This window comes from Pseudomonas sp. 18173, assembly GCF_050432945.1.
Lineage (GTDB): Bacteria > Pseudomonadota > Gammaproteobacteria > Pseudomonadales > Pseudomonadaceae > Aquipseudomonas.
In genome coordinates, this window is sequence record NZ_JBKFTN010000008.1 from 35,206 (window position 1) to 55,635 (window position 20,430).

The 20,430-nt window shown below is 59.3% G+C and carries 16 protein-coding genes and 1 pseudogene; 11 read left to right on the forward strand and 6 right to left on the reverse strand.

Features of this window, described 5'->3' with window-relative positions; translation table 11 throughout:
* The first annotated feature begins 109 nt into the window (after positions 1-109).
* Positions 110-1,141 (forward strand): histone deacetylase family protein, encoded by a 1,032-nt coding sequence (locus ACLD1X_RS11255; RefSeq protein ID WP_429367610.1) that lies wholly within the window; start codon positions 110-112, stop codon positions 1,139-1,141.
* 11 nt (positions 1,142-1,152) lie between these two features.
* The gene (locus ACLD1X_RS11260; protein WP_429367612.1) at positions 1,153-2,253 is read left to right on the forward strand and encodes a polyamine ABC transporter substrate-binding protein; all 1,101 of its coding nucleotides are present in this window, start codon (positions 1,153-1,155) and stop codon (positions 2,251-2,253) included.
* Between the two features lie 63 nt (positions 2,254-2,316).
* On the opposite strand, the gene ACLD1X_RS11265 is transcribed toward ACLD1X_RS11260, so the two are convergent.
* Positions 2,317-3,873: a PLP-dependent aminotransferase family protein gene (locus tag ACLD1X_RS11265; RefSeq protein WP_429367614.1), complete on the reverse strand. Its 1,557-nt coding sequence runs from the start codon at positions 3,871-3,873 to the stop codon at positions 2,317-2,319.
* Between the two features lie 92 nt (positions 3,874-3,965).
* Between ACLD1X_RS11265 and ACLD1X_RS11270 the strand changes: the two genes are divergently transcribed.
* The 4 genes and pseudogenes from ACLD1X_RS11270 to ACLD1X_RS11285 all read left to right on the forward strand — a co-directional run.
* Positions 3,966-4,589 (forward strand): FMN-binding negative transcriptional regulator, encoded by a 624-nt coding sequence (locus tag ACLD1X_RS11270; RefSeq protein WP_429367616.1) that lies wholly within the window; start codon positions 3,966-3,968, stop codon positions 4,587-4,589.
* A 9-nt stretch (positions 4,590-4,598) separates the two neighbouring features.
* Positions 4,599-5,045, forward strand: coding sequence for an N-acetyltransferase family protein (locus ACLD1X_RS11275; protein ID WP_429367618.1), 447 nt, complete (start codon positions 4,599-4,601; stop codon positions 5,043-5,045).
* A gap of 17 nt (positions 5,046-5,062) precedes the next feature.
* Positions 5,063-5,734 carry a GNAT family N-acetyltransferase gene (locus ACLD1X_RS11280; RefSeq protein ID WP_429367620.1) on the forward strand — a complete coding sequence of 224 codons (672 nt, stop codon included), beginning with the start codon at positions 5,063-5,065 and terminating at the stop codon, positions 5,732-5,734.
* Positions 5,735-6,026: 292 nt separating this feature from the next.
* Positions 6,027-7,019 (forward strand): annotated as a pseudogene (locus ACLD1X_RS11285) (autotransporter outer membrane beta-barrel domain-containing protein); the annotation flags it as partial.
* Positions 7,020-7,129: 110 nt separating this feature from the next.
* Here ACLD1X_RS11285 and oadA read toward each other — a convergent pair.
* Entirely contained in the window at positions 7,130-8,938 is a 1,809-nt protein-coding gene (oadA, locus tag ACLD1X_RS11290; protein ID WP_429367622.1) for a sodium-extruding oxaloacetate decarboxylase subunit alpha, read from the reverse strand.
* A gap of 11 nt (positions 8,939-8,949) precedes the next feature.
* A complete protein-coding gene (locus tag ACLD1X_RS11295; protein WP_007971702.1) occupies positions 8,950-10,365 on the reverse strand; it encodes an acetyl-CoA carboxylase biotin carboxylase subunit in 1,416 nt (471 codons plus the stop codon).
* Between the two features lie 190 nt (positions 10,366-10,555).
* On the opposite strand from ACLD1X_RS11295, the gene ACLD1X_RS11300 reads away from it, so the two are divergent.
* Positions 10,556-11,518, forward strand: a complete 963-nt coding sequence (locus ACLD1X_RS11300) for a LysR family transcriptional regulator (RefSeq protein ID WP_008018315.1) — start codon at positions 10,556-10,558, stop codon at positions 11,516-11,518.
* Here the strand turns inward: ACLD1X_RS11300 and ACLD1X_RS11305 are convergent.
* Together ACLD1X_RS11305 and hexR are read right to left on the reverse strand one after the other, a co-directional pair.
* Positions 11,460-11,669 (reverse strand): PA3496 family putative envelope integrity protein, encoded by a 210-nt coding sequence (locus tag ACLD1X_RS11305; RefSeq protein WP_008018316.1) that lies wholly within the window; start codon positions 11,667-11,669, stop codon positions 11,460-11,462. The genes ACLD1X_RS11300 and ACLD1X_RS11305 overlap by 59 nt on opposite strands.
* A gap of 231 nt (positions 11,670-11,900) precedes the next feature.
* A complete protein-coding gene (hexR, locus tag ACLD1X_RS11310) occupies positions 11,901-12,767 on the reverse strand; it encodes a transcriptional regulator HexR (protein WP_007954250.1) in 867 nt (288 codons plus the stop codon).
* Between the two features lie 348 nt (positions 12,768-13,115).
* Between hexR and ACLD1X_RS11315 the strand changes: the two genes are divergently transcribed.
* Positions 13,116-13,430 carry a hypothetical protein gene (locus ACLD1X_RS11315; RefSeq protein ID WP_429367625.1) on the forward strand — a complete coding sequence of 105 codons (315 nt, stop codon included), beginning with the start codon at positions 13,116-13,118 and terminating at the stop codon, positions 13,428-13,430.
* Positions 13,431-13,493: 63 nt separating this feature from the next.
* Here ACLD1X_RS11315 and ACLD1X_RS11320 read toward each other — a convergent pair whose 3' ends face one another.
* Positions 13,494-16,364, reverse strand: a complete 2,871-nt coding sequence (locus tag ACLD1X_RS11320; RefSeq protein WP_429367627.1) for a putative bifunctional diguanylate cyclase/phosphodiesterase — start codon at positions 16,362-16,364, stop codon at positions 13,494-13,496.
* A gap of 257 nt (positions 16,365-16,621) precedes the next feature.
* Between ACLD1X_RS11320 and uvrD the strand changes: the two genes are divergently transcribed.
* The 3 genes from uvrD (at position 16,622) to ACLD1X_RS11335 (ending at position 20,357) form a co-directional block, all read left to right on the forward strand.
* Complete coding sequence (gene uvrD / locus ACLD1X_RS11325; protein ID WP_095964375.1) at positions 16,622-18,805, forward strand: DNA helicase II; 2,184 nt, start codon at positions 16,622-16,624, stop codon at positions 18,803-18,805.
* Positions 18,806-18,858: 53 nt separating this feature from the next.
* Complete coding sequence (locus ACLD1X_RS11330; protein WP_007989639.1) at positions 18,859-19,299, forward strand: EamA family transporter; 441 nt, start codon at positions 18,859-18,861, stop codon at positions 19,297-19,299.
* 179 nt (positions 19,300-19,478) lie between these two features.
* Positions 19,479-20,357, forward strand: coding sequence for a Tim44 domain-containing protein (locus ACLD1X_RS11335; RefSeq protein ID WP_429367630.1), 879 nt, complete (start codon positions 19,479-19,481; stop codon positions 20,355-20,357).
* Positions 20,358-20,430: the final 73 nt, after the last annotated feature.

Consider the following 20,430-nt stretch of genomic DNA (forward strand, 5'->3'; position numbering starts at 1 on the left):
GTCAGATTTTTTGGCCACATCGATCCCCTTTTGGCCTTTCCTGCCGTTCTCCTAAACCCTGCGCGCCGCAAGACTGTGTGCAACCGAATCAGCCTGCGGAGAACAAGAAATGCTGACGATCTACTCGGATGATCACCACCTGCACCACGGCCGTTGTGAATTGATCGATGGTCAACTCAAGCCCTGCTTCGAGATGCCATCGCGTGCCGACCACGTCCTGCAACGGGTAAAAAACCAGGAACTGGGCCCCGTCGAAGCACCGAAGGATTTCGGCCTGGAGCCCATCGCGCGCATCCATAGTCGTGACTATCTCGAGTTCTTCAAGGGTGCCTGGGCACGCTGGACCGAATTCAACACCGACGGCGATCTGCTGCCCTACACCTGGCCGGCTCGTACCCTGCGCCAAATCAAACCCACCAGCCTGCATGGCCAGCTTGGTTACTACAGCTTCGACGGTGGCGCCCCGATCACCGCGGGCACATGGCAAGCGGCGTACAGCGCAGCGCAAGTGGCGCTGACCGCCCAGGCGGAAATCCAGCGCGGCGCCCGTTCAGCTTTCGCCCTGTGCCGTCCACCGGGACACCACGCCGCCAGCGATTTGATGGGCGGCTATTGCTACCTAAACAACGCTGCCATCGCAGCGCAAGCGTTCCTCGATCAAGGCCATAAAAAGGTCGCGATCCTCGACGTCGATTACCACCACGGCAACGGCACCCAGTCGATTTTCTACGAGCGCAGCGATGTGCTGTTCACCTCGATCCACGGTCACCCGGAAGCCGAGTTTCCGTTCTTCCTCGGCTATGAAGACGAGCTGGGCGAAGGTCCCGGCGAAGGCTTCAACTTCAACTATCCACTGGCCGCAGGCTCGGGCTGGGACACCTGGAGTGCGGCGCTGGAGCAGGCCTGCAAAGAGATCGACAACTACGCTGCCGACATCATCGTCGTGTCCCTGGGCGTCGACACCTTCAAGGACGATCCGATCTCGCAATTCAAACTCGACAGCCCGGACTATCTGGCCATGGGCAAGCGCATCGCGGCGCTCGGCAAACCGACGCTGTTCGTGATGGAAGGCGGTTATGCGGTGGAAGAAATCGGCATCAACGCCGTGAACGTACTCGAAGGCTTTGAAAGCGCCCAGTGAGGAAAACAACAATGAACAGACTCAAGCGCTTTATCGCTCCCGCGCTGTGCGCCACGCTGCTCAGTGGTGCCGCGCACGCTGAAGAACGCACGCTGCGCGTCTACAACTGGTTCGACTACATCACCCCCAAGGCCCTGGAAGACTTCAAGGCGCAGAACGCCCAGACCAAACTGGTCTACGACATCTTCGACACCAACGAAGCCCTCGAGGCCAAGTTGCTGACCGGCAACTCCGGCTACGACGTGGTGGTGCCGTCCAACGTGTTCCTTGCCAAGCAGATCGAAGCCGGCGTGTTCCAGCCACTGGACCGCAGCAAGCTACCGAACTGGAACCATCTCGATCCGAAGCTGATGAAGCTGATCGAGGCCAACGACCCGGGCAACAAGTTCGCCGTGCCCTACATGTACGGCACCATCCTGATCGGCTTCAACCCGGCCAAGGTCAAGGCGATGCTTGGCGACAATGCACCGGTGGACAGCTGGGACCTGATCTTCAAGGAAGAAAACATCAGCAAGCTCAAGCAGTGTGGCGTGGCCCTGCTCGACTCACCGTCGGAGATCCTGCCGCTGGCCCTGCAACACCTTGGCCTGGACCCCAACAGCAAAAAGCCTGCGGACTACGACAAGGCTGAAGCGCTGTTGATGAAGATCCGTCCGTACGTCACCTACTTCCACTCCTCCAAGTACATGGCCGACATCGCCAACGGCGACATCTGCGTGGCGGTCGGGTACTCCGGCAGCTTCTCCCAGGCCGCCAACCGCGCCAAGGAAGCCAAGAACGGCGTGGTCGTCGACATGCGCCTGCCCAAGGAAGGCGCACCGATCTGGTTCGACATGCTCTCCATCCCGAAGGGCGCGAAGAACCCGGAAGACGCCTACACCTTCATCAACTATCTGCTGCAACCCCAGGTGATCGCACCGGTCAGCGACTTCGTCGGCTACCCGAACCCGAACAAGGACGCCACGGAACTGGTCGACCCGGCGATTCGCACCAACCCGAACCTGTACCCGACCGAAGCGGCGATGGGCACGCTCTACACCCTGCAACCGCTGCCGCGCGATGCCGAACGTGCGCGGACCCGGGCCTGGACCAAGATCAAGTCCGGGACCTGACAACCGCGTCGTTCCCGTCGCCATCGAGACCTGCGTTTACGCAGGTCTTTTTTTGCCCGCGCTTCAGCCAGCAGGCCACACCGCCCGCAACCGTTGCAGCGCCGCCTCGATCGCCTTTTCGGGCACTGCGGCAAAACCCAGCACCAGACCGGCGCGTTGATCCATTGGGGTTGCGGACTCCGGCAGCCAATAACTGCTCAAGCCGTTGACCTCGACATTGACACTGCTCGCTAACTCGATCAGCTCGCGTTCACGGGCCACGCTGTCGACCGGCACTGTCATGTGCAGTCCCGCGGCGACGGTGGGCAGCTTACCGATGCCTGGAATATCCTGCGGCCAACCATTGAGCAAGGCATTGCGCCGGCTCAGCGCCGCACGCCGCATGCGCCGGATATGACGCTGGAAATGCCCGGCGGCCATGAACTCGGCCATCACCGCCTGAGTGCTCACTTCGGAATGCCGCACATCCACCGCGCGCCGTTGCGCGAACGCATCCACCAAACCTGGCGGCAGCACCAGATAACCCAGGCGCAATGCCGGAAACGCAACCTTGCCGAACGTCCCGACGTACAGTACTCGCCCCTGGCGATCGAGTGCCGCCAACGGTGCCAGAGGCGCGCCGCTGTATCGATACTCGCCATCGTAATCGTCCTCGACGATCCAGCCCTGGGTGCGCTCCGCCCAGGCCAGCAACTCCAGGCGCCGGGCCAGGCTCATGACCACGCCGCAGGGGTATTGATGGGAAGGCGTGACGTAAGTGAGACGGCAATCAGTGAGCCCCGCCAGTTGCGCACAGTCGATGCCCTCGCTGTCCACCGCCACCCCGTGCAAGCGCGCCCCGGCCACGGCGAAGGCATGACCCGCCGCACGGTAACCCGGATTTTCGATCGCCACGCCGTCGCCCGGCTCCACCAACAGCTGTGCACAAAGGCTGATCCCCTGCTGTGCGCCACTGGTGATCACAATTTGCTCAGCTGTGCATTGCATACCCCGTGAACTGCGCAAGTACGCAGCGATCATCCCGCGCAGGCGCGCATCGCCTGCCGGATCGCCATAGCACAGCTGCTGCAGATCCGGTTTACGCCAGAAAGCCGCATTCAGCTTGGCCCAGACCTCGAACGGAAACAGGTCGAATGCCGGAACACCCACCCGAAATGCCCTGGGCGGACCACTTGGCGGCATCGCCAAATGGTTCTTTTCAACCCGCCCCAACGCACCGCTGTGGATAACTTTGCTGGATGAATCCACAGGTAAATCCAGCCAATTTGTGGATAAGGTTGTGGGTAAGCCTGTTGACAACCCTGTGGATACTTTTGTGGATAGTTTTTTTGCCGGCAATGCACTTTGCGGCAATTGGGCGACATACGTCCCGTCGCCGACCCGCCCTTCGATGAATCCTTCGGCGTACAACTGATCGTAGGCTCGAACCACACTGTTGCGGGAAATCGCCAATGCCGCCGCCAGATCACGGCTGGCCGGCAAACGCGTGCCACTGGCGAGCCGACCGTCGAGCACGCGGATGCGCAGTGCCTGATAGAGCTGGCGACTCAGCCCCTGACGGCGATCAAGTTCAATTCCCGCCGGATTGAACGACAAGGACAGCGACTGAGAATCCGACATGACAATGGACCTACAAAATTGGTCATTAATGGCTCTTACAACAGACCAATAGCCTGCCTAGGATGCAGGCATTCGCCAAGGAAAACTTTTCCATGTACACGCCACGCGCCTTTGCCATCGATGACTTGTCCCAATTACACGAATTGATCCTCGCCACCCGCCTCGCCATATTGGTGACTCATGGCGAGCACGGTCTGCAAGCCAGCCACATACCGGTGTTGCTCCATCGCGAACAGGGTCCGAACGGCACGCTGTACGGGCATCTGGCCAAGGCCAATCCGCAGTGGAAAGACCTGCGCGACGGTGCTGAAGCCCTGCTGATTTTCTCCGGTGCCGATGCCTACGTCAGCCCTGGCTTTTACCCGAGCAAGGCCGAGCACGGCAAAGTCGTGCCGACCTGGAACTACGTCGCCGTCCACGCCTATGGCCGCGCCGAAACATTCAGTGATGGCGGGCGGCTGCTCGACATCGTTAGTACCCTCACCGATCGCCATGAGGCTGGCCGCGCCCAGCCATGGAAGGTCGCCGATGCCCCCGCCGACTACATCGACGGCATGCTCAAGGCCATCGTCGGTTTTGCCGTGCCGATCGAGCGCCTGGAAGGCAAACGCAAGCTCAGCCAGAACCGTAGCCCCGCAGACATTGCCGGCGTGCGCGAGGGGCTGAGTGCCAGCCCTGATGTGCACGACCAGGCCCTCGCCCACTTGATGCGTTAAGGAATGAACATGAGCCAGATCGAGATCCGCCAGGTCAGCGCCAACGACTATGCTGCGTGGCTGCCGCTATGGCAGGCCTACCTGCGCTTCTACAACACGGAACTGCCTGAAGCCGTCACCCAAAGCACCTGGCAACGCATGCTCGACCCGGGCGAGACGACTCACGCAGCCCTCGCCTGGGCCGACGGCAAGGCGGTGGGCATGGTGCATTTCATCTACCATCGTTCGAACTGGAGCATCGAAAACTCCTGCTACCTGCAAGACTTGCTGGTGGCGCCGCAAACCCGTGGCACCGGCGTCGGCCGCCAGTTGATCGAATTTGTCTACACCACCGCCAAGGCCGATGGTTGCTGCAAGGTGCATTGGCTGACCCACGAAACCAACGCCACCGCGATCCAGCTCTACGAGCGCATCGCCGAACGGCCCGGTTTCATCCAGTTTCGCAAAGCCATTTAAGGTTCAAGGAGAACAGCATGTCGACTTCACTCACCGACTGGAAAGGCGTCCCGGCACCGACCGTGCAAACCATCGAGGGGCGTTTCATCCGCCTGGAAAAACTCGACCCGGCGCGCCATGGCGATGATTTGTTCAAAGCCCTGCAAGGCCCCGGCGCCGACCCGAAACTTTGGGACTACCTGCCTTACGGCCCCTTCCCCGAGCGCAGCGCGTTCAATGACTGGCTGAACAACCATGCGGCCAATAGCGACCCTTACTTCTTCAGCGTGATCGATCGCGCCAGCGGTGAAGTGCAGGGCATCCTCAGCCTGATGTCGATTGTTCCGTCCCAGGGCCGCATCGAAATCGGCCACGTCACCTTCGGCGCGCCGATGCAACGCTCGCCGAAAAGTACCGAGGCGATTTATTTGCTGGCCAGGGAATCCTTCGCCCTCGGCTACCGTCGCCTGGAGTGGAAGTGCAACAACGCCAACGCCCGCTCCAAATACGCGGCCGAGCGATTGGGCTTCAGTTTCGAGGGTGTGTTCCGTCAGCACATGGTGGTCAAGGGGCAGAACCGGGATACGGCGTGGTATTCGATCCTCGATTCGGAATGGCCAGCGATTGGCGCCGGGTTCGAAAGATGGCTGAGCGATGAGAATCAGACAGCGTCGGGGCAGGTCAAGGGGTTGGTGGAGTGTCGCGCGTAGAGTGGTTCAAGGCATTGCGATAGCCGGCCATGTCCGGATTTCTTGTGAGAAAAACCGTAAATTCGAAGGGGCAAAAACTGCCCCTTTCGAACAGCCCGCAATTGACTACGTGACAATCTGACACTCCCCGCACCACCGCCGGAACCGCCTGACATCGCTGCCAATAGCCTTCCTTATAGAGTTTTGCCTTCTGACAAAGAGGCCAAATTCGATGCCTGTTCAACTCAAATACCGACCACTACAACTCTCCATGGCGATTGCACTTGCGTTGGGTTGCGCTGATGCAAGCAACGCGTCTGACGCTATCGAGCAACTGGCTACAGGCACTCCCGCCAACCTGGCCAAGGCTACGTTGAACAGCGACAGCGCGGTGAGCGCCACAATGCTCTCGGCGATGCGCTCGTTGGACAATGTTTCGGGATTGAGCAGTCAAAAAAAGGCGTCACGCCAGGCCGTGGCCAACAAGAACGACAGCCGAGTCTGGCTACAGGCATTGGGGTATGGCGGCACACTGGACCGTGACTACGACGCCATGAAATACGCGACCCAAGGTCTGGTTCTTGGAGTGGATTGGGCATTTGATGAAGAATGGCGCTTCGGCATGATGGGCGGTAAATCACAGTCTCACCTGGACAGCCGTGACCTCGATGGCGACCTCGATAGCTGGCATTTGGGGGCATATGCCCTGCGTCTGAGCGGCCCAATGTCCTGGCGTCTTGGCGCCAGCTACAGCGATCACGATGGCAGCACTCAACGACAGGTGGACCTCTATGGTTTCAGTGACCGCCCAAGAGGCAGGTACGACGCCAGCACCCAACAGGCGTTTGCTGAAGCCGGATACAACCTCGGCCGCGCCAACATCACCATCGAACCATTCGCCGGCCTTGGCTACCAACGTTTTCAGCGCAACGGCTACACAGAACAAGCGGGTATTGCAGCACTGAAAGTCGACGACCAATTCCAGAGCAACCTCAGCAGCACTCTCGGCCTGCGTCTGGCGAAACTCAACACACTGGATAACGGCATGCGACTGACACCTCGCTTCAGTGCCAGCTGGAAACACCTCTATGGCGAGGCCTCTACCGAAACCCGCCAACGACTGATAACGGGAGGTCGAAAGTACACCATCGCTGGCGTGCCGCTGGATCGTGACAGCCTGAACCTGGACGTTGGGCTGGAACTGTCACTCTCGCCTCGGCATACCTTGGGTATCGGCTATAACGGCGCAATCGCTGACGACAGCCGCAGCCATGCCATGACGGGGCAATGGCGAATGGCATTCTGATCAACCTCTGACCCACAGTGCATACTGTTATTTGCGGAACACAATTGCAGGCAAAAAAAGGGGAGCACATGCCCCCCCGAGGTTTAAAGCGTTGAATCGAGGCTGTTAACTCAGCCTTCGATCTCGATCAGGATTTCGCCCGGGTTTACCCGGTCGCCCTTGGCCACGTGAATGGCGGTGACTTTACCGGCGATGGCGGCCTGGACTTCGGTTTCCATCTTCATCGCTTCGGTGATCAGCACGGCCTGGCCCGCCTTGACGGTGTCGCCTTCCTTGACCAGCACATCGACGATATTGCCCGGCATGGTGGTGCTGACATGGCCCGGTGCGCTGGCCTGCTTGCGCTTGCTGCTGCCGCCGCCAACGAACTCGTTGAGCGGTTCGAACACCACTTCTTCCGGCATGCCGTCGATGGACAGGTAGAAGTGACGCTTGCCTTCGGCCTTGACGCCCACACCGGTGATGTCAACGCGGTAGGTTTCGCCGTGAACGTCGATGACGAACTCGGTCGGCACGCCTTCGCCACCCGCAGAAGCCACTTTCCCGGCTTCCGGAATCGGCAACAGCACTTCAGGGGTCAAGGTTCCAGCCGCACGCTCTTCGAGGAACTTGCGACCGATGTCCGGGAACATGGCGTAGGTCAGCACGTCTTCTTCAGACTTGGCCAGTGCACCGATATCGGCGCGCAGCTTGGCCATTTCCGGCTTGAGCAGGTCGGCCGGGCGAACGTCGATCACTTCTTCGCTGCCGATGGCCTGGCGACGCAGTTGTTCGTTCACGGTGCCCGGCGCCTTGCCGTAGCCACCTTGCAGGTACAGCTTCACTTCGTTGGTGATGGTCTTGTAGCGTTCGCCGGCCAGCACGTTGAAGAACGCCTGGGTACCGACGATTTGCGAGGTCGGGGTTACCAGCGGCGGGAAGCCGAGGTCTTCGCGAACGCGCGGGATTTCGGCGAGCACTTCGCTCATGCGACTCAGTGCGCCCTGCTCTTTCAGCTGGTTGGCCAGGTTGGAAATCATGCCGCCCGGCACCTGGTTGACCTGTACACGGGTGTCGACCGCGGTAAATTCGCTTTCAAACTGGTGGTACTTCTTGCGTACGGCATAGAAGTACAGGCCGATCTCTTGCAGCAGCTCCAGGTTCAGGCCGGTGTCGAACTCGCTGCCTTTAAGGGCCGCGACCATCGACTCGGTACCCGGGTGGCTGGTACCCCAGGCGAAGCTGGAGATTGCGGTGTCGATATGGTCGGCGCCGTTTTCGATGGCCTTCATCTGGCACATCGCAGCCAGGCCCGCGGTGTCGTGCGAGTGAATGAACACTGGCAGCGACTGCTCGGCTTTGAGTGCCTTGACCAGTTCGCCTGTGGCGTACGGCGTCAGCAGGCCGGCCATGTCCTTGATCGCGACCGAGTCGCAACCCATGGCTTCCATTTGCTTGGCCTGGTTCACGAAAGCCTCGATGGTGTGCACCGGGCTGGTGGTGTAGGCGATGGTGCCCTGGGCGTGCTTGCCGGCGGCTTTCACCGCTTCGATGGCCACGCGCAGGTTACGCACGTCGTTCATGGCGTCGAAAATGCGGAACACGTCGATGCCATTGACTGCAGCCTTGGCAACGAAGGCCTTGACCACGTCGTCGCTGTAATGGCGGTAGCCCAACAGGTTCTGGCCGCGCAGGAGCATTTGCAGACGGGTGTTAGGCAGCGCGGCGCGCAATTGGCGCAGACGCTCCCACGGATCTTCCTTCAGGAAACGTACGCAGGCGTCGAACGTCGCGCCGCCCCAGCACTCCAGCGACCAGTAGCCGACTTTGTCGAGCTTGTCGCAGATCGGCAGCATGTCTTCGGTGCGCATGCGGGTCGCGAGCAGCGATTGGTGGGCGTCGCGCAGGATTGTGTCGGTAACGTGGATTTGCTTGCTCATTGTTCTATTCCTCACAGGCCTGCGTGGGCGGCGATGGCGGCGGCGATGGCCAGGGCCAGCTCTTCGGGTTTGCGCTTGATCGAGTAGTTGGTCAGTTCAGGGTGGCTTTCAACGAAGCTGGTGTTGAACTGGCCGCTACGGAATTCCGGATTGCGCAGGATTTCCTGGTAATACGCGGCGGTGGTCTTGACCCCTTGCAGACGCATGTCGTCGAGGGCGCGCAAGCCACGATCCATCGCTTCTTCCCAGGTCAGCGCCCACACCACCAGTTTCAGGCACATGGAATCGTAGAACGGTGGAATGGTGTAACCGGTGTAGATCGCCGTGTCGGTACGCACGCCAGGACCGCCGGGCGCGTAATAACGGGTGATCTTGCCGAAGCTCGGCAGGAAGTTGTTTTTCGGGTCTTCGGCGTTGATCCGGAATTGCAGCGCGAAACCGCGGTGCTGGATGTCTTCCTGTTTCACCGAAAGCGGCAAACCGGAGGCGATGCGAATCTGCTCACGGACAATGTCGATGCCGGTGATTTCTTCGGTGATCGTGTGTTCCACCTGCACCCGGGTGTTCATCTCCATGAAGTACACCTCGCCTTCGGCGAGCAGGAACTCCACGGTGCCGGCGTTCTCGTAACCCACGGCCTTGGCTGCACGCACCGACAGGTCGCCGATGTAGGCACGCTGTTCCGGGGTCAGTTGCGGGCTCGGGGCAATCTCGATCAGCTTCTGGTTGCGGCGCTGGATCGAGCAGTCACGCTCGAACAGGTGCACCACGTTGCCGAAGCTGTCGCCAAGAATCTGTGCTTCGATGTGTTTCGGATTGACGATGCATTTTTCCAGGAACACTTCCGCCGAACCAAATGCCTTGGTGGCTTCGGAAATGACCCGAGGGAAAGCCTGTTCGAGTTCTTCACGGCTGTTGCAGCGACGAATGCCGCGGCCGCCACCACCGGAAGTGGCCTTGAGCATCACCGGGTAACCGATGCGATCGCCTTCGGTGAGGGCTTCTTCGATGCCCGACACGTTGCCTTCGGTGCCCGGGGTGACCGGCACGCCGGCCTTGATCATGCTGCGGCGCGCTTCAGTCTTGTCGCCCATGCGACGAATGACTTCAGCCGATGGACCGATGAATTTGATCCCGCGCTCGGCGCAGATCTCCGCCAGTTCGGCGTTTTCCGAAAGGAAACCGTAGCCGGGGTGCAATGCATCGCAGCCGGTCTCCACCGCCAGGTTCACCAGCTTGCGCGGGTTCAGGTAACCGGCCAACGGCTCGGCACCAATGCTGTGGGCCTCGTCCGCACGCTTCACATGCAAGGCATGGCGGTCGGCGTCGGAATAGATCGCGACCGAGCGAATGCCCATTTCGGCGCAGGCACGCACGATTCGTACGGCAATCTCACCACGGTTGGCGATCAGGATCTTTGTTATCACTTGGAAATTCCCTTGAGCCGGTGGTACCCACGACCTGCTAGACCAGGTCGACGCGTGACCAAATGTTTCAATTTGGTCGCAGGTCCACACTAGCGCTCACAAGGGATTAACAAAAATGAATAATTATTGGGTCGCGCATAAGTAAAGACTTATAGTTGATTCACCAGCCAGCGACGAGAGCGACCACATAATGCGTAAGTCATTGATGCGTATGACTTTACGACAACTGCAGATCTTCAACGAGGTCTGTGATTTGCGGTCGTACAGTCGTGCAGCCGAGGAAATGTCGCTCACACAACCTGCCGTGAGCCTGCAGATTCGTCAACTTGAAGAGCTGATTGGCCAGCCTTTGTTCGATTACGTCGGCAAAAAACTCTACATGACCGAAGCGGCTGAAGCGTTACAGCGGGCCAGCCGGGATATTTTCGGGCGCCTGGAAAACCTCGACATGCAGCTGTCGGACATGCAGGGCTCGCTGCAGGGGCAACTGAAACTGGCGGTGGAATCCAGCGCCAAATATTTCGTGCCGCACTTGTTTGCCGCCTTCAAACGCCAGCACCCGGAGGTGAACCTGCAACTGACGGTGGTCAATCGCGGCCAGGTCATTCGACGTTTGTCGGACAACCGCGACGACCTGGTGATCATGTCCATGGTGCCTCAGGACATGGGCCTGGAGTTCCTGCCGTTCCTGAACAACCCGATCGTCGCCGTCGCGCCACCGGATCACCCGTTGTGTCATATGGGACCGCTGCGCTTGCAGGATCTCGAGCCCTACACGCTGCTGTTGCGTGAGCCCGGCTCCGGGACGCGGCTGGCGTGCGAAGAATACTTCAAAGAGAAACGCGTGCACTTCAACCAGACTCAGGAAGTCTCGTCTGCCGAAGCCCAGCGTGAATGTGTACTGGCAGGACTGGGCGTTGCGCTGTTGACGCGCCACGCCCTGAACCTTGAGCTGGCAACCGGCGGGCTGATCGAGCTGCCCGTTGAAGAGCTGCCACTGTTTCGCAGTTGGTGCCTGGTGCAGGCCAAGGCGAAACGTCTGTCACCGGTAGCTCACGCCTTCCTGGCGTTTATCCGTAGCGAACGGATTCAGATCAGCGCGCTGGTTGAGCGTTTCGACGGGAAGTCGAGGGAGTTGCCTGCCAGAAGTTGAGCTCCAACTCCGGAAAATCACCAATTTCTGCCAGAAGCTGACGGCGTTCGCAGCGATCTTCAATGGCGCGGCGGAATTCCATGCGGCGCTGATCTTCTTGCTGGCGACGGGTTTTGACAGCGCTGTTGCGTTCTTCGTAAGGCATGGCCATTTCGAGTCTCCCAAGGCGAGTACGGGAGTTTCAGGATAGGCACCAGGGATGACGGTTTGGCGGCTCGGGCGTTACAGACTGATGAACCTTGAGGGGGCTTTAGGACGCCTTCGCGAGCAAGCCCGCTCCCACATTCGACCGAGTTCTGCCTGTTGGATACGGTCAATTGTGGGAGCGGGCTTGCTCGCGAATAAGGTCGGAACGACCTTCAGATACTTCAACTCAGAATCATCAGTCGTCCAGCGCTTTCACCGACTTGGGCGACAACCGCAAGCTGCGCAGGCTGCGCTTGACGCTCTTGAGGTGGTTGACCAGGCTCGGGCCACGCGCCATGGCCACGCCCATCGCCAGCACGTCGATCACCACCAGGTGGGCGATACGCGACGTCAGCGGCGTATAGATTTCAGTGTCTTCATGCACATCGATCGCCAGGTTGACCGTCGACAGCTCGGCCAGTGGCGTCTGGCTCGGGCACAAGGTAATCAGCGAAGCACCGCTTTCACGCACCAGGTTGGCGGTGATCAGCAGGTCCTTGGAGCGCCCGGACTGGGAAATGCAGATCGCCACGTCGGTTGGCTTGAGCGTCACGGCCGACATTGCCTGCATGTGCGGGTCGGAATACGCCGCCGCCGTCAGCAGCAAGCGGAAGAACTTGTGCTGGGCGTCCGCCGCGACCGCACCCGAGGCGCCGAAGCCGTAGAACTCGACACGCTGGGCCTGGGACATGAGTGTCACGGCCCTCTGCAATTCCAGTGGATCGAGTTTCTCGCGAACCTCCATTAGCGTATGCAGGGTGGTGTCGAAGATTTTCAGGCTGTAGTCGGCGACCGAATCATCCTCATGGATCGCAAACTGGCCGAAACTCGCACCTGCCGCCAGGCTCTGGGCCAGCTTCAGCTTCAGGTCCTGAAAGCCGGAACAGCCGATGGCACGGCAAAAACGCACGATGGTCGGCTCACTGATGCCCACGCTGTGGGCCAGGTCGGCCATGGAACTGTGCATCACGGCCGCAGGATCAAGCAGCACGTGATCGGCGACCTTGAGCTCCGATTTGCGTAACAGGTGACGAGACTGGGCGATGTGTTGCAGCAGATTCAAAGGGCTGGACTCTTTGTTATTGGCAGGTGCCGGGGATGTAGCACGCTTGTAGTTATACTACATGAATCGGCTTTTTGCCTGCTCAATGCGTTACCGAATCCCTCGATATCACGTGCCCGCGCCTCATGTAGCAGGTCTTGCGGAGGTTCCAGCGGGCTACTACATCCCATCAACCATCACTTTCCTGATTAGGCCGACAACTTACAGCGCAAATATATTCTCCAAAAAACCAACAAGCAACATATAAAACTTTACAACTCAATCAAAATAGATCACTTACAAAAGAATCAACCAGTATATATTTACCGGGCAGGAAGCATTAAATTTCAATTACTGGAGTTACATACTATGATCATCGAAACCAAAGACTGGGTAGCACTGATAGACAACATGCCAGGAGCGCCTTCTTTCCGCACTTACGGCACTGTAACCGTTGCAAACCCTGGCGTTACGGCAAGGCTTGAATTCAGTCCCTTGCAGGATAAAACTACCAAATTGCGCCTGAACCTGGTGCTTGAAAAATCCGATGGAATTCATCTGCAAGTATTAACCGAAAAGTTTGTCGAATATAAATCTCTTGGCACTTCACAAGTTACAGGCGTGGATATTTTCCACGAAGGCCAACTGGTGCATCACATTAGTCAAGTTGTGACCGTTTGCTAAACAGACACTAGCTTCCTGGCTTCCCGTCGATTCCAGAAAATATCCGGCGGGAAGCTTCCTCCTTCAATTCGCGTTCTGGTCTCGTAGCAGCGCAGCCAACCCTTCTGCTTCGATAGGCCGGCTGATCAGATAACCCTGCACCTCATCGCAACGTTCATGCTTGAGGAACTCCAGCTGTTCGTGCCGCTCCACACCTTCGGCCACTACCTTCAGTGACAAGCCATGGGCCATGGCAATGATTGCCCGGGTAATCGCCGCATCTTCAGTGCCTTCACCCAATCCGCGGATAAACGCCTGGTCGATCTTCACGTAATCCACCGGAATCCGCTTGAGGTAGCTCAGGGACGAATATCCCGTGCCAAAATCATCGATGGCCAGTTTCACCCCCAGATCACGCAATTGCTGGAAGGTCGCGATGATATGTTCGACGCTGTCGAGCAACTGGCTTTCAGTGAGTTCCAGCTCTAGAAGGTGCGGCGCGAGCCCGGTTTCCTCCAGGACCTGTCGCACCAGACTGACCAGCTTGCCTTGGCGTAACTGATGCACCGACAGATTGACCGACACCCGGATCGGCTCAAGCCCCTGCCTCTGCCACTCACAGGCTTGCCAGCAGGCCTGACGCAACACGAATTCACCGATCGGGCCGATCAAACCGGTCTCTTCAGCCAACCCGATGAAATCCCCCGGCGGCACACGGCCCATGGTCGGATGATCCCAGCGCACCAACGCCTCGGCGGCATTCAACTTGCCCGTCGCAAGGCACAGCTTGGGTTGGTAAAACACCTTCAGTTGCTGCTCTTCGACGGCCTTGCGCAAATGGTTTTCCAGCTGCAAACGCTCCAGCGTGCTGGCTTGCAGGCTATCGGTGTAGAACTGGAAATTATTACCACCCAGGTGTTTGGCGTGCTGCATGGCCATATTCGACTGACTGACCAATGCCGATATTTCCCGGGCACTGTCCGGTAGCAAGCTGATGCCCATCGACGCGCTGACCACCAGCTCATGTCCCTCGATGGTCAACGGCAAACGCAACTTGCTCGCCAGACGAGTTGCCACCCGGGCCAGGCTCGAAAGGTTGCCGTAGGCGTTGAACAACACCGCAAATTCGTCACCGGACAGGCGCGCGATGGTGTCGGCCTCAGGCAACGCATTCACCAGTCGCCGGGCCATTTTCTGCAATAACTGGTCGGCGACTTCATGCCCCAGGCTGTCATTGAGCTGCTTGAACCGATCGAGATTGATGTGCAGCAACGCCAGGCTGCGATAACCGCCCTGCCTCACTCGTTGATGAGCCTCGCTGAGGCGTTCACGGAACATCGAGCGGTTGGCCAGACCGGTAAGTTCGTCGTAATGGGTCAGATAGCGCATCCGTTCTTCGGATTCCCGGCGGGCGGAGAGATCAGCGAAGAAACCCACAATATGGCTGACATTTCCCCGGGTATCGCGCACAGCATTCAGTTGCAGCCATTGCGGGTACATCTCGCCGTTCTTGCGGGTTTCCACCAGTTCGCCCTGCCAGCTGCCTTGCTGTTCCAGCGCCTGATGTATTGCGGCGTAATGCCGACGCGCATCGCGACTGCATGGCAACTCGACGACATTACGTCCGATCATGTCCTCGATGTCATAGCCGGTCACTCGACTGAAGGCTTGATTGACCGCGATCAAGGCGTAGTTCGGATCGAAAATCACGATCCCTTCGCTGGCCGCTTCGAATACGGTCGCTGCCAGTTGCCGCTGATCTTCCAGGCCTTTGCTGGCACTGATGTCACGGCGAGTGCCGACCATGCGAATCACCCGGCCGTTCTCGGCATGCTCGACCGCCCGCCCACGGTCCTCGATCCAGACCCAGTGGCCATCGCCATGCCGTACGCGATACTCGACTTGGTAGTCCTCGGTGCGGCCCTTCATGTGCTCGACCAGCGCCCTCTTCAACGCAGGAAGATCCTCGGGATGCAGACGCGGCTTGAGGTGACGCAGTAATGCCGTGACCTGGTCCGGCTCCAGGCCGAACAGTTCCTGAATCTGCGTGTGATGGACTTCGTCGGTTTGCAGATTCCAGTCCCACAACCCCAGCTCACTGGCCTTCAATGCCAGCGCCAGACGCGCCTCACTCTTGCTCAGTGCCTGGTTGGCGACGTCCAGCTCCAGGCTGCGTTGAGCGACACGGTTTTCCAGATCGATCTGAATTTCCCGCAACTCGTCCTCGGCGCGTCGGCGCTGCTCTATTTCCCTGGCCAGTTTCTGATTGAGCTGTTCGCTGCAGCTTTGCGCGTGCTGAAGATGTTCGATCAGTGCCTGATTCTGAAAGCGTCGCATCAAGCCACGATCAATCAATCGATTGACCTGCCAGGCAACCACGCTCAATGCACCGAGCAGAATCAGCCCGAACCAGCCCCAACCGTGCTGCTGATCGTCTCCCCCAAAAAACATATAGGCGATGGCCGGCAACAGGCAGGGCAAGGTGAAAGACAGAAAAGCCGGCAAACTGACTGCATAAGCCACGCTGGCCGAGAGCGCTGCGGCACCGATGAGGCCGAAGACCCAGGCTTGCTGAATGAAATTATCGGCGGGAGCCAGGGCAATGCCGGCGCCGGCCAGGGTCAGACCGGTGAGACCGGAGCCCAGCAAAAACATCCGTCGCCAAACGGGATTGGCCTGTCGATCGGGAATGGCAGAATCGAAGGCTGCGACCTGAATCACCCGCAATGCCACCAGTGACAACAACCACACCAGCCAGACACTGACCAGGACATAGCGCTGCGGACTCCAGAGCAAACCGGCGCAGACCAGGCCATTGATCAACATGAACAACGTGGGTAGCAGCGAGCCCTGATACAACAGGCGCGTGCGTTCGACCGCCATTTCCATGGCGTACTGTTTACGGATCTCCCGGGGTTCCACAGTGGGGCCCGACAGGTCGAAGCTGAGGGTCATAGGCGATGTTCTTGTTCTTATAATGATGAGCACGAGCCCGAAACTGCTCGGAGCATACACAAGCAATTGCCCGGACCAAACTGCTGCTGATCAATAAATCGCCAAATTTTTCAGCCGCCGACGCCCGGTGAAAACGCTGGAGGCAAGCCCGGCCAACGCCCGCAGACGATGACCGACCGGTCGTCCTTCGCATAACTTTCATCGGCTAAAGCGAAGCGGAGTTTGCCCGGTGTGTCGCGTCCCCCTAGAATGCCCTGATGCGCGATGATCTCTCCCTTCTGCTGAACTCCCTCAACGATGCCCAACGCCAGGCCGTAGCGGCCCCCGTGGGTCGTCAGTTGGTCCTGGCCGGTGCTGGTTCCGGTAAAACCCGAGTGCTGGTGCACCGTATCGCCTGGTTGATCCAGGTCGAAAACGCCTCGCCCCACTCCATCCTGTCGGTGACCTTCACCAACAAGGCTGCTGCCGAGATGCGCCAGCGCATCGAGCAGTTGATGGGTATCAACCCGGCCGGCATGTGGGTCGGCACCTTCCACGGCCTGGCGCACCGCCTGTTGCGGGCGCACTGGCAGGAAGCGGGCTTGAGCCAGACGTTCCAGATTCTCGACAGCGACGACCAGCAACGGCTGGTCAAGCGGGTGATCCGCGAGCTCGGCCTGGATGAACAGCGCTGGCCGGCCCGCCAGGCCCAATGGTTCATCAACGGGCAGAAAGACGAAGGCCTGCGTCCGCAACACATTCAAGCCAGCGGTGACCTGTTCCTGGCGACCATGCGCGGCATCTATGAAGCCTACGAGGCCGCCTGCCTGCGTGCGGGTGTCATCGACTTCTCCGAGCTGCTGCTGCGCGCCCTCGATCTGTGGCGCGATCACCCGGGCCTGCTCGCTCACTATCAAAAACGTTTCCGGCACATCCTGGTGGACGAGTTCCAGGACACCAACGCCGTGCAGTACGCCTGGTTGCGCCTGCTGGCCAAGGGTGGCGACAGCCTGATGGTGGTGGGCGACGACGACCAGTCGATCTATGGCTGGCGTGGCGCGAAAATCGAGAACATCTACCAGTATTCCGAAGACTTCCCGGACGCCGAGACCATTCGCCTGGAGCAGAACTATCGCTCCACCGCCGGCATCCTGAAGGCCGCCAACGCCTTGATCGCCAATAACACCGGGCGCCTGGGCAAGGAACTGTGGACGGACGGCGGCGACGGCGAAGCGATCAACCTGTACGCCGCCTTCAACGAACACGACGAAGCACGCTACGTTGTCGAAACCATCGAAAGTGCGCTGAAAACCGGCTTGTCTCGCAGCGATATCGCGATCTTGTACCGCTCCAACGCCCAGTCGCGAGTTCTGGAAGAAGCCTTGCTGCGCGAGCGCATTCCCTACCGCATCTATGGCGGTCAGCGCTTCTTTGAACGCGCCGAAATCAAGAACGCCATGGCTTATCTGCGGTTACTTGAAGGACGGGGCAACGACGCGGCGCTGGAACGGGTCATCAACGTGCCGGCCCGTGGCATTGGCGAAAAAACCGTCGAAGCGATCCGCGATCATGCACGCCACAGCGATGTGTCGATGTGGGAAGCGATGCGCCAACTGGTGGCCAACAAAGGCCTGACCGGTCGTGCGGCCGGTGCCCTTGGTGCATTTATCGAGCTGATCGAGAATCTCGCCGCCAAGTGCATGGAAATGCCACTGCACCTGATGACCCAGACCGTCATCGAGCAGTCAGGGCTGATCGCCTATCACGAAGCGGAAAAAGGCGAGAAAGGCCAGGCCCGGGTAGAAAACCTTGAGGAACTGGTCAGCGCCGCGCGCAACTTCGAAAACAGCGAAGAGGACGAAGACCTGACGCCGCTCGCCGCCTTCCTCGGTCATGCGTCGCTGGAAGCCGGCGATACCCAGGCCGACGAGCACGAAGACAGCATCCAGCTGATGACCTTGCACAGCGCCAAGGGCCTGGAATTCCCTTACGTGTTCCTGGTGGGCATGGAAGAAGGCCTGTTCCCGCACAAGATGAGCCTGGAAGAACCCGGCCGCCTTGAGGAAGAGCGTCGTTTGGCCTACGTCGGTATCACCCGGGCCATGCAGAATCTGGTGATGACCTACGCCGAAACCCGACGCCTTTATGGCAGCGAGACCTACAACAAGGTGTCGCGCTTCGTACGCGAAGTTCCGAAAGGCCTGATTCAGGAGGTGCGGCTGTCCAATAGCGTCAGCCGTCCGTTCGGCGGCAACCAGTCGATGAGTGGCAGCAACCTGTTCAGCGGCAGCGAGATTCCGCAAACCGGCTTCAGCCTGGGCCAGACTGTGCGCCACTCGATCTTCGGCGACGGCGTGATCCTCAACTTCGAAGGCGCCGGGGCCCAGGCCCGGGTGCAGGTGAACTTCAGCGAAGGCAGCAAGTGGCTGATGCTCGGTTATGCCAAGCTGGAAGCCATCTAAAGACACGCCGGATGCTTTTCTGTGGGTTTATCTGACTAAAGGCACTTAACGACATGGGCTCAGGCTTTTTTTCTTCCTGGACATTCTGGGCCCTGTTATCGGCGGCGTTCGCAGCGATGACCGCCATTTTCGCGAAAGTCGGCATTGAAAACGTCAATTCCGACTTCGCCACCCTGCTGCGTACGATCGTGGTATTGGTCAGCCTGGCCTTGATTTTGTACGCCACGGGCCAATATCAGTCCTTGGGATCGATCTCTGCGAAGAGCTACCTGTTCCTGTTGTTGTCAGGCCTGGCCACCGGTGCATCGTGGATCTGCTATTTCCGCGCGCTCAAGGTCGGTCCGGCCTCACTGGTCGCTCCGGTGGACAAACTCAGCGTGGTGCTGGTCGCCATACTGGGCGTGGTTCTGCTGGGAGAAAAACTCGACCTGCGCCAATGGGGCGGAATCGGTCTGATCACGGCCGGGGTCGTCATGCTGGCGTTGCGACGCTAGGTAAGCGTCCTACAAAACTTATCCACTCATCTGACATATCAAAGTCAAAAGGCCCTGTTGCGCTGACTGAAGCTGAACACGAACTGTCAGGCAAAAGCCCGAAACACTCTGCCGCTAGCCAGTAACACTTCAGCTGTGCAACATGGCGCGCGTGCCTTCCACAAATGGGAATTCCCTTTATGAAACGTTTTCTTAGCATCGCCATGGCGTTGTGCATCGGCCTGACGATGAGTCTCGACGTCAATGCCGCCAAGCGCTTCGGTGGTGGCAAAAGCGCAGGCGCTGCGCCGACGCACCAGACCAGCCAGATGGCTCCTTCTTCTCCAGGCATGGGCGGCGCCGCGGCGACCGCTGGTGCTGCCGGTGCCGCTGGCGCCGCTGCCAAAGCCGGTGGCGCTTCGCGCTGGCTCGGCCCTCTGGCCGGTATCGCCGCTGGTGGCCTGCTGGCATCCATGTTCATGGGTGGCGGCTTCCAGGGCATGCAGATCTTCGACATCCTGATCATGGCCGTCATCGCGTTCCTGATCTTCCGCTTTATCGCCGCCCGTCGTCGCAAGCAGCAGGAGCACTACGCTCCGGCCGGTCATGCGCCGATGCAGCGTGAAGCGTTCGAGCAAAAGCCTGCCGGCGGTTCGATCTTCGGTGGCTCGGCTGCACCTGTTGCCGCCCGTCCTGTGATCAATGCTCCAGCCTGGTTCAACGAAAGGACCTTCGTCGAAGCGGCTCGCAATCACTTCCAGTCCCTGCAACAGCACTGGGACGCCAACGAAATGGACAAGATCGCCGAATTCGTCACTCCGCAAATGCTGGAGTTCCTCAAGCGCGAACGTGCCGACCTGGGCGACGGTTTCCAGTCCACCTACATTGATAACCTCAATGTACAGCTGGACGGTGTGGACGATCGCGCCGACAAGACCATCGCCACCCTGACCTTCACTGGCGTGTCGAAAACCTCGCGTTTCGACCAGGGCGAAGTCTTCAGCGAAAGCTGGAACATGGAACGCGCCCAGGGCGAAAACCAGCCTTGGCTGGTGGCCGGTATCCGCCAGAACGGCTGATCACCCTCAGCGTTTCACTTGCTGTAAACAAAACCCCAGCTTCGGCTGGGGTTTTCTATTTCGCGGTTGCATC